This is a genomic window from Thermomicrobiales bacterium (assembly GCA_037045155.1).
In the GTDB taxonomy this organism is placed as follows: domain Bacteria; phylum Chloroflexota; class Chloroflexia; order Thermomicrobiales; family CFX8; genus JAMLIA01.
On record JBAOIG010000003.1, the window covers coordinates 1111188 to 1125871 of the forward strand.

Consider the following 14684-nt stretch of genomic DNA (forward strand, 5'->3'; position numbering starts at 1 on the left):
CACCAGCAGTAATCGAGGAGGACCAGCCCGGCATGGCAGCCAGCACGATTCTTACCGTCCAGGGCGCGGCCAAGCGCTTCGGCACCGAGACAATCTTCTCCGGCATCACGTTTCAGATCAACGAGCGCGAGCATGTCGCGCTGGTCGGCACCAACGGGGCCGGCAAATCCACCCTGCTCAAGATCGTCGCTGGCATCGAGGACGCGACTCAGGGTGAACTGACGTTTCAGACCGGTCTCCGTGTCGCCTATCAGGCGCAGGAGGCCAGCTTCACCGCCGACCGCAGCCTCTATGACGAGGCGCTCGACGCCTTCGCCCACGTCCGCGCCGCGGCGGCCAGAATGGCCGAGATCGAGCAGGAGATGACCGGAGCCGATGGGGATCGGCTAGAGACTCTCTTCGACGAATATGGGCGGCTCTCGACTGAGTTCGAGACGCACGGCGGCTACGAGATGGAGCACCGCACCGCCGCTGTCCTCCATGGCCTCGGCTTCCCCGAAGAGATGTTCGACGATCCAGTCCGTCAGCTCTCTGGGGGACAGAAGACGCGCGTTGCGCTGGCCAAAGCGCTACTCTCCGACCCGGACCTGCTGATGCTCGACGAGCCGACGAACCACCTCGATCTGCAGGCAATCGAGTGGCTGGAGGAGTTCCTGCGTGGCTGGAACCGGGCCTTCATCGTCGTCTCCCACGACCGCTACTTCCTCGACAAAGTAACAACCCGCACGCTCGACCTGGCTTTCGGCCAGCTGGAGGACTACCCCGGTGGCTACAACCGCTACCTGAAGCTGCGCGAGGAGCGCATGGCGCGGCGACTGAAAGAGTACGAGGAGCAGCAGGAGTTCATCGCCCGAACCGAGGAGTTCATCCGCAAGTACAAAGCGGGGCAGCGCTCGAAGGAGGCACGCGGGCGAGAGACGCGGCTGGCCAGGCTGGAGCGGCTGGCGCGCCCGCAGGAGCACGAGAAGCTGAACCTTCGCATGCGCTCCGAGCTGCGCCCCGCCAGGATCGTACTGACCGTCAAGCCGATCACGATCGGATATCTGCCGCGCCCCGAGATGGGTGAGACCGAGCCGGACGTCATGGTCCAGACGACGAAGGAGCTGCAGATCGAGCGTGGCGACCGGGTGGCGTTGCTCGGGCCGAACGGCTCGGGCAAGACGACGGCGCTCCGGACGCTGGTCGGCGAAATGCCGCCGCTAGCCGGCCGGCTCGAGCTAGGAACGAACGTCAAGATCGCCTACTACGCACAGGGGCACGAGGGCCTCGACCAGTCGCGGACCGTCCTGGAGACGCTGCTGTACGACAAGCCATTGGGTGAAGAGGCCGCGCGGACGCTGCTGGGGCGCTTCTTATTCTCCGGAGACGATGTCTATAAGCCGGTCTCGGCCCTCTCTGGCGGCGAACGCAGCCGGCTGGCGCTGTGCAGGCTAACGCTGGAACGAGCCAACGTCCTGATCCTCGACGAGCCGACCAACCACCTCGACATCGGCGCTCGCGAGGCGCTCGAGGAGGTACTGGACGGCTACGACGGGACGATGGTGTTCGTTTCCCACGACCGGTACTTCATCGATCGGATCGCCAACCGGATCTGGAATATCGAGGATGGCGACATCGCAACCTATCTCGGCAACTACACCGACATGCAGCGGCACCGCGCCGCTCGGCAGGACGGCCACGGGACGATCGCCCCGCCGGCCGCGCCTGTGCGTCTGACCGCCGAGCCTGAGCCAGAACCCCTCGCGCCAGCCGAAGCGTCTGCACAACCTCGCGCCAGCACTCGGCAGAACGAGCGAACACTCCGGGACGCGCAGAAGCGGCTCAACACGACTGAACGCGAGGTCGGCCGACTGGAAGCACGATTGAACGATGTTTCCGACGAGATGACTCGCGCCGGCATCGACCAGGACATGGACGCCGTCACGCGCCTCGGCGCTGAGTATGCACGCCTCGAGGCCCAGCTCGAGGCTGCCTATGCCGCATGGTCCGGCGCCACTGCCGCGCTGGACGCCATCCACTCAGTAGCCGCACAATAGCGCCCAGCAAACGACACCCCTTCTCCCAGCGTTGGGAGAGGGGGCAGGGGGATGAGGGCCGCCATCACATGCGCCGCAAGCACGTCATCGGACTGACCGGGAATATCGCCACCGGCAAATCCACTGTTGTCGATATGCTGACCGACCTCGGGGCCGAGGCGATCGACGGGGATCGGATCGTCCACGAGCTGATGGGGCCAGGTTCGCCGCTGGCGAACGATATCCGCGCGCGCTTTGGCGAAGAGACAGTGAACGCGGATGGCAGCATCAACCGGCCAGCGCTCGGCGCGATCGTCTTCTCCGACCCAGCGAAGCTCCGCGATCTGGAGGCGCTCACCTGGCCCCCGGTCGTCTCGCGCAAGCGTACGGCGATCAACGAGCCCGGCCCGGACGTGCTGATCCTCGACGCGATCAAGCTGTTCGAGGCCGGCATGGCCGACGACTGCGACGAAGTCTGGGTCGTCACCGCTCCCCGTGAACGGCAGATCGAACGGATCATCGCGCGGAACAAGGTGGACCGCGTCGAAGCCGAGCGCCGTATCGATGCCCAACCCCCGCAGGAGGAAAAGGTCGCCCGCGCCGATCTCGTCATCGACAACGGCGGCACGCTGGAAGACACCCGTCTCCAGGTTCTCGCTGCCTGGCAGCGGCTCATCGCTGCGGACACCGCCGCCACACCCGGCTGACCGGGCCGGCGATTCCGTGGGGTTACGCTAGCTCCCCGGCAGCACCTGAACCGACGTCACAACGATGATCGGCTTGCCGGCAAAGGCGGCCACAGCAGGATGGGCCGGATCGAAGCCGGCAATATCCGGCGGGCTACTCGGATCGAAGCGAACGACCGCGCCATTGACGACGATTGTCACGCCGGGGACGACCGTCGCTGGCAACTGATCCAGGCCGCCAACGACCATCAATCCTCCGTCGGCGCCGATCGAGATCGCCCGGTCGGTCAGCCTGGCGACGACCGTGTCGATCACGGTCACCGTCTTGCCTTCCCAGGTGTCCGGCTGAGACAGAATCTCCTGAGAGGTGGCAGTCGGCGCTGACGCAAGCACCGCGACCACGTCGCTCACGAAGACCGGCTTACCCTTGTATTGGTCGAACTCAGGGCCGGAGAGAAACGCGAACGGTTCTCCAAGGTTTGCGATCGTCGCGGAATCGAGCTGAACCACCCGCCCGACGACCTGGACACGAGCTTGTGTGGCCATCTGGGCTGGGACGGCGGCGAACGGCGTTGCGACAAGCATGCCGCTGGCCGCCGGTTCCGCGCCGGCCGGCGCCATGACGAACGCACGGGCGTCGATGACCGACGAAATCTCACCGCCAACGGCAATCGTGCGACCCTCGAAGCTCGCGGCATCGGCGACGATCTCGCCGACCGGCACAGCTCCCGCCCGGATCGCCCCGACCACCAGCGATGATTCACCGGCGAAGCGCGCCACATCAAGGCCATCGAGACTGATATCCAGCTCGCTGGCGGCCTGCTGCGCGTCGAACAGCTCGACCCGGCCAGCAACCTCGACGAACTCATCGACGGTCAGACCCTTTGGAATAGCGCCAGCGACGCCGAGGATGAGCAACTGCTGGCTGGAATCGGTGATGACGACAGCGTTATCACTAAGAACTGTGTCGACGTAGCCGTGCGTCAACACCGTCTGACCCGTGTGACCTGAAGGGTCGGAGAGCAGTTCCGCGACCGTCGCCACCGAGCCGGACAACGTCCCTGGCGTTGCCGAAGATCCGACACCCGCGCCCGGAGTGCCAGGGTGATTCGGAGCCACCGTCGTCGCTGTTGCGGACGCTTCTACACCAGCCTCAGGGGTTGCGGTCGCATTCGTGTCTGAGTTTCGCGAGCATGCGCCGCCCAGCAACAGCATGGCCAGCAGCAGAGCGGCAGGGGTGAGCCATCGCGGGTTACGGGAGATCACGTCGGACTCCTCCTCGCGTCAAGCCGGCCGGTCGCAGCCGGGGCGCCAACTGTGGATGGATACCAGATTCGATAGCGCCGCGTCGAGCGTCGGACTGCGGCTTATCCCCCACCGTTGTCGTCGCTCCAGCCTGGCGGGGGAACCCAGAAGAGCGTGCGCAGGGCGTAGCGCGGCGAGCGCGGCATCTCGTCAGCCGCGCGGGTCGGTGGGTCACTCGCGCCGATCAGCTCCCAGCCACGGGGCAGAAGCAGCGTTGCGATTGTCTCCTGCGTCCACTGATCTGCTTCGAGGTAGAGATCCGGCCGGCCGACAGGATCGAGCTCCGGCTCGACCTCGACCTCGCGGACGATGTCGATGCCCATATCCGTCTCCAGGTAGACGGTGACACGCACCAGCGCCTCACCATCGACGACGACCGGCACGCAGAGCCCCTCGACTTGTCCGAACTTCATCTACCACCTCCGCGAGCCGGCCACTGATGTGATCATACTGTCCCTCGCGATGCGTCAGCGCCGCTCGGCGGCGATTGCTACACTTCAGCGCGACGAAGCATCCGAACAACTTGTACTGTGCGTCGACGCCAACACTCGCGCCGCCACGAATGAAGGATAGCCAGACGATGGAACAGAACCTCCGAGACACGCTCGAAGGGATCAAGCTGCGGCTCGACGAGATCGGGGTGCGTCTTTGACTTACCTGAGATGCGCCGCGAGCTAGGAGAGCTCGAGGCACAGTCAGTTGTGCCGGGCTTCTGGGATGACGCCGGCCGCGCTCAGCGTCTGATGCAACGCCTCACCGGCATCCGCAACCAGATCGACGAGTGGGAGCGGATGAGCCAGCAGGCAGTCGATCTGCTTGAGCTTTACGAGCTGGCAGAGGACGACGAGGAGATGGTCGCTGAGATCACTACTCAGACGAACCAGCTTGCCCATCAACTCGACCAGATGGAGATCCAGCTTCTGCTCAGCGGCGAGCACGACGAGAGCAACGCCCTGCTGGCGATCCACGCCGGGACAGGCGGTATCGACGCGCAGGACTGGGCCGAGATGCTGAGCAGGATGTATCTACGCTGGGCCGCCAAGCGTGACTTCTCGACCTCGATCCTCGACTGGACCGAGGGTGAAGAAGCGGGCATCAAGAGCACGACGATCGAGATTCGCGGGCGTTATGCCTACGGGTTACTGAAAGGCGAAGCCGGCACGCATCGGTTGGTTCGCCTATCGCCATTTGACTCGGCGCACCGACGCCACACCGCGTTTGCGCTTGTCGAGGTGCTGCCGGAGGTCGAGAACGACTCCGAGGTCGAAATTCGCGATGAGGACATCCGCCTCGACACGTATCGCTCCTCCGGGGCCGGCGGGCAGCACGTCAACAAGACCAGCTCGGCGATCCGGATCACCCATTTCCCGACCGGCATCGTTGTTACCTGCCAGGACGAACGCTCACAGCTCCAGAACAAGGAGTCGGCGTTCAAGATACTGCGCTCGCGGCTGGTTGAGCTGAAGCTCCGTGAGCAGGAGGCCGAGCGCGCCAGGCTCAAGGGCGAACACGTCACCGAGGGGTGGGGAAACCGCATCCGATCTTACGTCTTGCAGCCGTACACGATGGTCAACGACCACCGAACGGACTTCTCGACGAGCAATGTGCAGGCGGTGCTCGACGGAGACCTCGACCCGGCGATCGAGTCATACCTCCACCAGCAGCTCCAGGACCAGCAGGAGCAGGTGCGTGCGGACTAGTCTGCGCGCGTTCGCGCTCCTGATCCTCGCGCTTTCCGCCGTCGTTGTCGCCGCGCCACGATCGACGCGAGCTGCAAACGTCAGCTTCGTCGACATGAGCGCAACCTCGATATTCCAGCGATCGATGACGTTCAATCTCACCGCCGAGGCGACCTCGCCGATCGTCGAGGTCGCGCTCTTCTGGCAGCCGGCCGGCGACCGGGTGTTGCAGGCCGCCTACCCTTCGGTCGAGCCCAACCGGCGGATAGTGGTGAGTCATGACGTCGATACGAACGCGGATTATCTGCCGCCGGGGCTCGACATCATCTATCACTGGCGAGTGACCGAACAAGATGGCGATGTCACGGAGTCTCAACCCCAGACGCTCTTCTACATGGATGACGGGCTGGACTGGAACCACGTGACCGACGGGCTGGTCACCGTCTACTGGCATCGGGGAGACCAGAGCTTCGCGCATGACATCGTTGAGACAGCCACCCGCGGGATCGACCGGCTCAGCGAGAAGTTCGGCGTCGTCGCCAGCGAGCCAATCCGGCTCGTCATCTACGGCGACAGCCGCTCGTTCAGTCGAGCGCTGCCGCCGAACTCAGCCGAGTGGATCGGCGGCCAGGCGCATCCGGAGTGGAACCTGATCGTTGCCGAGATCGACCCGGGTAACGCCGCGGCGGCCGAAGTCCGTCGGATGGTGCCACACGAGATATCGCATCTCATCCTGCACCAGGCGACGGCGAACCCGTTCAACACACCGCCCAACTGGCTTGACGAAGGACTGGCAGTCTATAACCAGGAGACTCCTGACCCGCAGTTTCGGGGTGTGCTCGATCGGGCAATCACCGAGGGACGGTTGATCCCCGTCCGCGCGCTCAATTCCAGCTTCCCGAGCGATCCCGATCAGGCGATCCTGTCATATGCTCAGAGCGGATCGATTGTCGCGTTCATTGCCGACGATTTGGGCGAGGAGAAGCTGGCGGCCCTGGTCGCCGTCTTTCGCGACGAGGTGTCCTACGCTGAGGCAGTTGACCGCTCACTCGGGATGACGATTGATGAGCTGGACTCCGCATGGAAGGCTTCGCTTGACTACCAGGGGGACGCTCCGCCGGAGACAAGTACCCCGGCAAAAAGCGGCGGCAGCGAGCTCTCACGTAACCAGTGGTTGGGTGTCGTCGCTTGCACCGGTCTCTTCGCGCTGGCCGGGCTGGCCCTCGGCATCGTCGGCGTCGTCAAAGCCGGCCGGTTCGGGCGTGGCCCGCGAGCTTAGCTGTTCGCGCCAGGCGGCGTCGTGACAAACGCGGCCAGCAGGCGCAGGGAGGCGCCGAGGTCGCGGACGTCGATCATCTCGAAGGCGGAGTGCGTGTAGCGTGTGGCCGGGCCAAGCAGGGCAGTCGGGATGCCTTGCTTGATCAGCGCCGAGCCATCACTTCCGATCTGCTCGTAGACGGCGTGCTGAATCGGGATATCGTTCGCGGCGGCGATATCGGTCAGCCGGTCGATCAGCCGGACATCGTAGTGGACGTGGGCGTCTTTGTAGACGAGTGTTGGGCCGGCCCCGAGGTTCGTCGGCATCTGGCCCGACGAGACGGTGGGGATATCACCAACCAGCCCGTTGTCCAGGGCGATTGCCAGATCGGCATCAATCTCACGGCCGAGCGAGAGCGAGCCGACGAGCCCGATCTCCTCCTGGATCGTCGCCGCGAAATACAGGTCGTAGGTCAGATCATCGGGCGCGACCACATCCAGCAATGCCGTCATCAACGCCAGCGCGACGCGGTCGTCGATGGCCTTGCCATACAGCCGCGTGCCGAGCCGGCGGGCCGGCGGGTTCCAGACGACGCTCGCGCCGACGTGAGCGCCCAGCGCCAGCGCCTCCTCGCGCGACGATGCCCCGATGTCGACGAACAGATCGTCGAGATCCACTCGCTCGTGCTCGCGCTGGCGCGCTGTGAGGATATGGCCACTCGCGGCGGCGAAGAGACCCTCGATCCGCCCGCCTCGGCCGATGACAAGGGCCGGCTGACCAACAGGAAACCGATGGGTAACGTTCGTGCTCGGCGCCTGGCCATTCGATAGCCAGAGAAACCCCCGCTCATCGATCGAGCGGACGACGAACGACAGCTCGTCAGCGTGCCCCTGGATCAGAAGCGCCGGCCCACTGCCGCCGACATGGGCGAGCAGGTTGCCAACCTTCGTCTCCCAGACCCGCTCGCACTTGCCCGCCCAGCGCTCCCGGAGCCAGTCCATCACTGCTGTCTCTCGCCCGGTCGGCCCGGGGATCGCCATCAGCTCGACCAGCATCGTCTCGATGTCCATTCGCGCGCCTTCCTCTGTCCGATTGACAGGCCGGCAACCTGTCCGTCGTTCTGTCATCCACCGCCGGCCACCTGGATGATGTAGACCCGCTCCACGTTCAGCCACTGCGCGCCAGGAGCGATGCCCCGATCGCGACACATCGTCACCTGCAATAGCGCTACTAACCGGTATCCCGGTCGCTCGCCAGGCGTTGGAGCTCGTAGAGGGTCGTCAGCGCATCGAGCGGAGACAGGCCATCGACTTCAAGCTCACGTAGCCGAGCAACCGCAGGGTGAACGCCGCCAAACATCGTCAGCTGCACGGGCGTCGCGGATTGGGCAAGCACGGACTGGCGTCGGTGGTCGGCTGTGCTGGTGGCGATCGCATCGCGCTCAAGCTCAGTCAGCACCTCGCTGGCCCGCCGCACCACCTGCTTCGGCATCCCTGCCAACTGAGCGACATAGACGCCGTAGGACCGATCTGCGCCGCCGGGAACGACGCGATGGAGGAAGGTCACCCGATCCCCGGCCTCCAGGACATCCAGCCGGAAGTTGCGCACGCGCGGCAGTATGTCAGCCAGTGCGGTCAGCTCGTGGTAGTGGGTTGCAAACAGGGTCTTGCAGCCCAGCCGCGGAGTGTTGTGGATGTACTCGACAATCGACGTTGCGATCGCAAGCCCATCATACGTGCTCGTTCCCCGGCCGATCTCGTCCAGCACGACCAGCGAGCGCGAGGTCGCGTGGTTGAGGATCGCCGCGGTCTCCAGCATCTCGACCATGAAGGTCGATTGTCCACTCGCGAGATCGTCCTGCGCGCCGATGCGGGTGAAGATACGATCGACTACGCCGATTCGCGCCCGTGTTGCTGGCACGAACGATCCGACCTGCGCTAGCAGGACGATCAGCGCAACCTGTCGGAGGTAGGTAGATTTGCCGGCCATGTTGGGGCCTGTGAGGATCGCGATCCGGCCGTCTGCGTCGGACAGGCGGACATCATTCGGCACAAACTCGCCGCGTGGCATGTTTGCATCGACGATCGGGTGACGCCCCCCGTCGATCTCCAGCAGATCGTCGTTCACCAACGACGGTCGGGTGTAGCCACGTTGCGCCGCAATCTCGGCCAGGCCGGCCAGCACATCGAGCGTCGCGACCGCCCGCGCCGCATCGCGGATACGGACTGCCTCGCCGACGACGACGGCATTCAGCCGGCCCCAGGCATCTGCCTCGGCCTGACTGATGCGCTCCTCGGCGGCAAGCACGCGCTGTTCGGCCTCTTTCAGATCCGGTGTTATGTAACGTTCGGCGTTGACCAGCGTCTGTTTACGCAGATAGTCATCCGGAACCGGCTCCCGGCTAGCGTTCGAAATCTCGATGTAATAGCCGAACACCTTGTTGAAGCCGACCTTCAGCCCCTTGATCCCTGTCCGCTCTCGTTCTCGCTGTTCCAGCGTGGCGATGTAGGTTCTATCGCGGGCCAGCAACTCGCGTAATCCATCGAGCTCGGCACTGTAGCCGGAACGGATCACCCCGCCGTGGGAAAGCAGGCTGGGCGGATCGGCCGCCAGGGCGCGCCCGATTTCGTCGGCAGCACGATCGACGACGGGTATATCGCGGACGATCGGCGGTGGCCCGCTACGACCGACCAGATCCGCAAGCCCCGGCAGCCGGCGCAGCGACCCGCCGAGCGAAGCCATCTCGCGAGGCTGGGCCTGCGTGTTGACGACACGGTTGATAATCCGCTCGATATCGCCGATGCCGCGGAGCTGATCGCGGAGCTGACTCCGCAGTAATGCATCCTCGACCAGCCACTCTACCCCGTCGTAACGCTGCTCAATATCATCGCGCTCAAGCAGCGGCTGACCAACCCACTGACGCAACAGTCGCCCGCCGAGTGGGCTGCGGGTCGCGTCGAGCGTCTGGACGAGTGTCGTCCCACCTCCACGCGATGTCGATTCAACGAGCTCGAGATTGCGTCGAGTCTGCGCGTCGAGGCTCATGAAACGAGCGGTAGAGTAAGTCGACAACGTCGTGATCTGCCGCAGGCTGGCGATCTGAGTGGATTGCAGATAGGCCATCAGCGCCCCAGCCGCCCGCGCTGCCAGTGGCGCATCTTCACAACCAAATGGCTCCAACGTGGTAACCCCGAAGTGCTCGCAGAGCGTCTCGCTTGCGGCATCGAGCCGCCAGCTACTGGCGGCGACCGCCGAGCGAGTGACTTCAGCGGGGATCAGGGTTGCCAGCGGATCGTCGTCGCGACAGAGGAGCTCGGCGGGCTGCAGTCGCAACAGCTCGCGTCCGATCGCGTCGGCCAGCGCGCCATCGCCAGCGTCCAGCTGGGTCGTAGCAAACTCCCCGGTGGTCAGGTCGGCGTACGCCAGCCCGGCGCGCTCGCCATCGCTGAGCAAGGCGACGATGTACGAGTTCCCCGAACCAGGAACAAACGCGGGGTCTGTGACTGTCCCCGGCGTGACAACGCTTGTCACCTGCCGCTCGATCAGATCACGACCATTTGGCTGGGTGAGCTGTTCGGCAATCGCGACCTTGTGGCCGGCAGCCAGCAGCCGGGCGACGTACCCCTCGGCTGCGTGGTACGGAATGCCGGCCAGCGGTATCCGGTTCCCCTTGCCCATCTCGCGGGATGTCAGCGTAATCCCGAGCACTCGGGCGACCGTCTCCGCGTCGTTATCGAACGTCTCGTAGAAATCGCCAAGCCGGAAGAACACGATGATATCCGGATACTGACGCTTGATCGCCAGGTACTGACGGCGGACGGGGGTCATCGGGCAGCCGATCGGCTCGCTCGACGAGCGTTGTTCGTGGCGTGGCTTCGTGCCGGCATGTGCCCCCCTGCTTCGGTCACGACATGGTGACCAGGAACAACTGCCCGACGACCAATGCTGGTCCAGGCGGCATGCGTGATTCTCCTCATCCCGCGGCGATTGTCAGGCGGAGGCAAGCCCGTTCCGCATGCCAGCTTGACCAACAGCACATCAGCAGACGGTCACCTGTGAGCCGCGGTCGGTCTTGACGACATCGATCCGGGTTGGGAACAGCTCGCGGATCTCGCCGATGTGCGTGATCACGAGGATCGTCTGGAAATCATCCTCGATCGAGCGCAGCGCCTCGATCAGCCCGTCGCGTCCGCGGGCGTCCTGCGTGCCGAACCCCTCGTCGATGACGAGCATGTCGATACTTGCGCCAGCCCGGCGAGCCAGTAGCTTCGACAGAGCGACCCGGATTGCGAAGTTAACCCGAAACGCCTCGCCGCCACTATAGAGCGCGTACAACCGTTCGCCGGCCTCGTCGCGGATGATGATGTCGAGCGTCTCCGCGACTGAATCACGCGACTGTAATTGACGCTGCGAGCGGAAGGACACCTCGAGCTGGCCGGTCGACATCTGGCGAAGCAACCGATTGGCTTCGTCCTCGAGCTCCGGCAGCACGCCCTCGACGATCATCGCCTGGATGCCGTTGCGGCCGAAGGCTTCCACCAGCACCTTCGTCGCGCCGTAGTCAAGCTCCAGCCCCGTTGCCTCGCGATCCAGCTCATCGCGATGGTCCTGCAGCCGATCAAGCGTGTTGATGCGACCATCCAGATGGCCCTGCCGCGCGATCAAAGCGTTCTTCTCTCGCGTCAATCGGTCCAGAGCATCGTTCGCGGTGTCGTATCGATCGCGTAATCCCGGATCGCGTGGGTTCTCGCGCCTGATCCGCTCCAGCTCTCCAACGGTCTCGGAATGGGCCGCTTCGCGCTCGGCAATCTGCATTCCGATTTCGGCGATGACCGCCTCAGCCTGATTCGCGCCCGAACGCGCGTCGACCAGCTCGGCCCTGCGGCTGGCAAACGGAGCGAGCTCACGCTCATTCCGCGCCGCGTGCTCTGCCACCCGAGCATCGTAGCCAAGCGCTCGACGCGCCGCGAGCACTACGATCAGTTGCGATCGCGCACCGGTGGCGAAATCGCCCGCGGTCAATCGTGTCTCGAGACGCTGCTCCTCGGCAATCGCGAGTTGCAGGCGTTGCTCTTCGGCTTCGCGTCCGGCAAGCTGGCCGATAATCTGGCCGATCAATGCGACCCGGCCGGCGTTGTTGTGCGCGACCTGCTCTAGCGCCTTCTGCTCCAACTTCAGTCGCTCGCCCTGTTCCTGAAGCTCTTGCAGCATCACCTCGTTCGCCTGCCCCCGCTCGCGAAGCGATTGCCCCTCGCCCATCCAGCCCTCGCGGATCTGATCGCGGTCGTGCTCGCTCAACGGCCGGCGACAGGTCGGGCAGATAGCATCGATCTGGTCGAGCCGGCCAAGATTCTCATCAATACCCCCCAACTGGGCGAGTAGTTGACGGTTGCCGCCATCGACACTCGAATACTGGCGGCGCAACCTGGTGAGATCCTCGTCGATCCGGGCCAATCGTGCCGTCGGGTCGCCGGCCTCGTCCAGCTCGGTCTGTAGTGTCACTCGCTCTTTCGACCGCTGGTCGAGCCTTGCCAGCTGTTCGTTAGCGGATCGCGCCTCGTGGCGGGCGGCATCGACCGCCCGGCGCAACAACGCCTCCTCGGCGTCAATCGCGCGCTGCGCGTCGTGGGCTATCTGCTGCTGGGCCTGATCGTCACGCCCAAGCGCTGCCAATCGACCGACTTCCGCGCCCCAATGCTGGGATTCCTTCCAGCCGCGCTCGATCTCATCTGCCTGCGCCAGCACCACGCTGAACCGCTCTCGCGCCGAACGTTGCCCGGCCAGTCGCGACCGCAGATCGCCGAGCTCCCGCTCCTCGCGATCCGCCTGCGCCGCCCTCTCAGCGATCTGACGCTGGACAAGATTCTCGGTCTCCAGCTGCAGCCTCAACAGCTGGGTCTGCTGCTGGGCGATGTCCAGCTGCTGCCCGAGGTCAGTCAGCTGCCTCATGGTGACGGCGAGCTCATCCATGACCGATGGTCGTTCCGTCAGCTGGCTATCGAGCTCGTCCATCTGGCCCCGGATCGCAGACAGGCGTTCGCGCAGGGCGCGCTCCTCCTGCTTCGAGAGCTCCTGGAGGTCGTCATACTCGCGCAGATTGAGGATATTGCCGAGGATCTTCTTACGGTCGCGCGGGGGCTTTTCGGTAAACGAGTCGGCTTTGCCCTGCAGGATGAACGCAGAGTTGACAAATGTCTCATGATCCAGATTGAGCAGCCGGCTGATCTTCTCCTGGGTGTGGCGGGCAGAGTCACCGGTGATCTGCGACCAGGTGTCGTCCCCGGGGGCGCGCGCCTCGAGCTCAATCGTGAGCCGGCCGGCGCCGTGTGTCGACCGACGGCGGAAGACACGGTACTCACGGTCCCCGAGCCGGAAGACGAACGTGACTTCCATCTCGATCGCGCCGATCGAAGATGACATCCCGGTCGCTGGGTGTCCTGGTCTCGCCCCAGAGCGCCCAGGTGATCGCGTCGAGCAGAGCGGACTTGCCCGCTCCGTTATCGCCCGAGAGACACGCGATCCGGATATTGGTGAAGTCGATCGTCGCTTCGTCACGGTAGCTGAGGAAATTCCTCAGCGTGAGCTGTAATGGAATCATGGCACTCTACCCAGGTCGATAGTGAGGCAAGAAAAGCCTGCCCGTGTCGGTCAAGTATACTGTTGCCAACCGCGAACGAACGCGAAGAGAGTGAGGCTCTTTCCCCGCCGATGCTGGATATCACCTGGCGCCTGCTGGTGGTTCTTTTCCTCGTGTTGCTGAATGCGTACTTCGTTGCTGCGGAGTTCGCGCTGGTGAGCGTGAGACGGACGCGCATCGAGCCAGCTCGTCGCCGAGGGAAATATGCTGGCCCGGATCGTTCACCGGGCACTGAATGACCCGAACCGGTTCATCTCGGCTGCCCAACTTGGCATCACGATGGCGAGCCTTGGACTCGGCTGGGTCGGCGAACCAACACTGGTGCGGTTGATTGGGCCGGCGCTGGACTCCTTCCTCCCGCAACAGCTCGTATTCATCTCGTCACACGCTCTCGCGGTCTTCTTTGCCTTTGCGCTGATCACGCTTTTCCACCTCGTCCTTGGCGAGCAGGTGCCGAAGATGCTCGCCTTACAGCGCCCCGAGCCGGTCATTCTGGCGACCGCTCAGGTCACCGAGCTCGTCTCGATCGTCTTCCGACCATTCATCTGGATCGTGTATTGGGCGACGGAGCTTGTGCTACGACCACTCGGGCTGCGCTATGAGGGAGAAAAGCACCTCGTCTACACAGTCGAGGAGCTGGAGATGCTCGTGACAGCGTCCGCCGAGGGCGGACAGCTCGACGAGAGCGAGCAGGAGATGATTCACCGCGTCTTCACGTTCGCCGACCTCGATGCCCACCAGGTCATGGTTCCGCGAACCGAGGTCGTCGGTGTGCCGGTCGATATCACGCTTCCGGAGCTCGCAGATATGGTCGCCCTTGAGGGACGTTCGCGGTTCCCGGTCTATCGCGGCTCGATCGACGACATAGTCGGCATCGTCTACGTCAAGGACATCATCAAGGCTCTTCAGCTCGATGCCGCAGAACCATTCCACGTCCGAACGATCACCCGCGAGGCGCTGATCGTTCCGGAAAGCCTCGCGGTGGACGAGGTGCTGGCGGACATGAAGGCGCGACGCATGCACATGGCAGTTGTCATCGACGAGTTCGGCGGCACGGCCGGGCTGATCACGCTGGAGGATATCCTCGAGGTCATCGTCGGCGAG

General features: G+C 64.4%; 10 protein-coding genes and 1 pseudogene. 5 read left to right on the forward strand and 6 right to left on the reverse strand.

The window, feature by feature from the left end; translation table 11 throughout:
* Positions 1–32: 32 nt before the first annotated feature.
* The gene (locus V9F06_08400; protein ID MEI2617636.1) at positions 33–2036 is read left to right on the forward strand and encodes an ABC-F family ATP-binding cassette domain-containing protein; all 2004 of its coding nucleotides are present in this window, start codon (positions 33–35) and stop codon (positions 2034–2036) included.
* A gap of 68 nt (positions 2037–2104) precedes the next feature.
* Positions 2105–2722: a dephospho-CoA kinase gene (gene coaE / locus V9F06_08405; GenBank protein ID MEI2617637.1), complete on the forward strand. Its 618-nt coding sequence runs from the start codon at positions 2105–2107 to the stop codon at positions 2720–2722.
* A 27-nt stretch (positions 2723–2749) separates the two neighbouring features.
* Here the strand turns inward: coaE and V9F06_08410 are convergent, their stop codons facing one another.
* Positions 2750–3967: a hypothetical protein gene (locus tag V9F06_08410; protein ID MEI2617638.1), complete on the reverse strand. Its 1218-nt coding sequence runs from the start codon at positions 3965–3967 to the stop codon at positions 2750–2752.
* Between the two features lie 101 nt (positions 3968–4068).
* Positions 4069–4419 (reverse strand): hypothetical protein, encoded by a 351-nt coding sequence (locus V9F06_08415; GenBank protein MEI2617639.1) that lies wholly within the window; start codon positions 4417–4419, stop codon positions 4069–4071.
* Positions 4420–4586: 167 nt separating this feature from the next.
* Between V9F06_08415 and prfB the strand changes: the two genes are divergently transcribed.
* Together prfB and V9F06_08425 are read left to right on the forward strand one after the other, a co-directional pair.
* A protein-coding gene (gene prfB, locus V9F06_08420) for a peptide chain release factor 2 (GenBank protein ID MEI2617640.1) occupies positions 4587–5706 on the forward strand; the annotation gives its coding sequence in 2 pieces (ribosomal slippage) (positions 4587–4655 and positions 4657–5706; 1119 coding nt in all).
* Positions 5696–6964: a peptidase MA family metallohydrolase gene (locus V9F06_08425; protein ID MEI2617641.1), complete on the forward strand. Its 1269-nt coding sequence runs from the start codon at positions 5696–5698 to the stop codon at positions 6962–6964. The genes prfB and V9F06_08425 overlap by 11 nt, the downstream gene beginning before the upstream one ends.
* Here the strand turns inward: V9F06_08425 and V9F06_08430 are convergent.
* The 4 genes from V9F06_08430 to V9F06_08445 form a co-directional block, all read right to left on the reverse strand.
* Positions 6961–8013: a M20/M25/M40 family metallo-hydrolase gene (locus tag V9F06_08430; protein MEI2617642.1), complete on the reverse strand. Its 1053-nt coding sequence runs from the start codon at positions 8011–8013 to the stop codon at positions 6961–6963. The genes V9F06_08425 and V9F06_08430 overlap by 4 nt on opposite strands.
* A 160-nt stretch (positions 8014–8173) precedes the next feature.
* The gene (mutS, locus tag V9F06_08435; GenBank protein ID MEI2617643.1) at positions 8174–10771 is read right to left on the reverse strand and encodes a DNA mismatch repair protein MutS; all 2598 of its coding nucleotides are present in this window, start codon (positions 10769–10771) and stop codon (positions 8174–8176) included.
* Between the two features lie 210 nt (positions 10772–10981).
* Complete coding sequence (locus tag V9F06_08440) at positions 10982–13363, reverse strand: SMC family ATPase (protein ID MEI2617644.1); 2382 nt, start codon at positions 13361–13363, stop codon at positions 10982–10984.
* Positions 13299–13541, reverse strand: a complete 243-nt coding sequence (locus V9F06_08445; GenBank protein MEI2617645.1) for an AAA family ATPase — start codon at positions 13539–13541, stop codon at positions 13299–13301. Before V9F06_08445 ends, V9F06_08440 begins: the two co-directional genes overlap by 65 nt.
* Positions 13542–13775: 234 nt before the next feature.
* Between V9F06_08445 and V9F06_08450 the strand changes: the two are divergent.
* Positions 13776–14666: pseudogene (locus V9F06_08450) on the forward strand (hemolysin family protein).
* The last annotated feature ends 18 nt before the right edge of the window (positions 14667–14684 follow it).

Excerpts from the sequence above, each read along its gene's own strand:
- V9F06_08400 (MEI2617636.1), top strand. The coding sequence starts at position 33 with ATGGCAGCCAGCACGATTCTTACCGTCCAGGGCGCGGCCAAGCGCTTC.
- coaE (MEI2617637.1), top strand. The coding sequence starts at position 2,105 with ATGCGCCGCAAGCACGTCATCGGACTGACCGGGAATATCGCCACCGGC.
- V9F06_08415 (MEI2617639.1), bottom strand. The coding sequence starts at position 4,419 with ATGAAGTTCGGACAAGTCGAGGGGCTCTGCGTGCCGGTCGTCGTCGAT.
- V9F06_08430 (MEI2617642.1), bottom strand. The coding sequence starts at position 8,013 with ATGGACATCGAGACGATGCTGGTCGAGCTGATGGCGATCCCCGGGCCG.
- mutS (MEI2617643.1), bottom strand. The coding sequence starts at position 10,771 with ATGACCCCCGTCCGCCGTCAGTACCTGGCGATCAAGCGTCAGTATCCG.
- V9F06_08440 (MEI2617644.1), bottom strand. The coding sequence starts at position 13,363 with ATGTCATCTTCGATCGGCGCGATCGAGATGGAAGTCACGTTCGTCTTC.
- V9F06_08445 (MEI2617645.1), bottom strand. The coding sequence starts at position 13,541 with ATGATTCCATTACAGCTCACGCTGAGGAATTTCCTCAGCTACCGTGAC.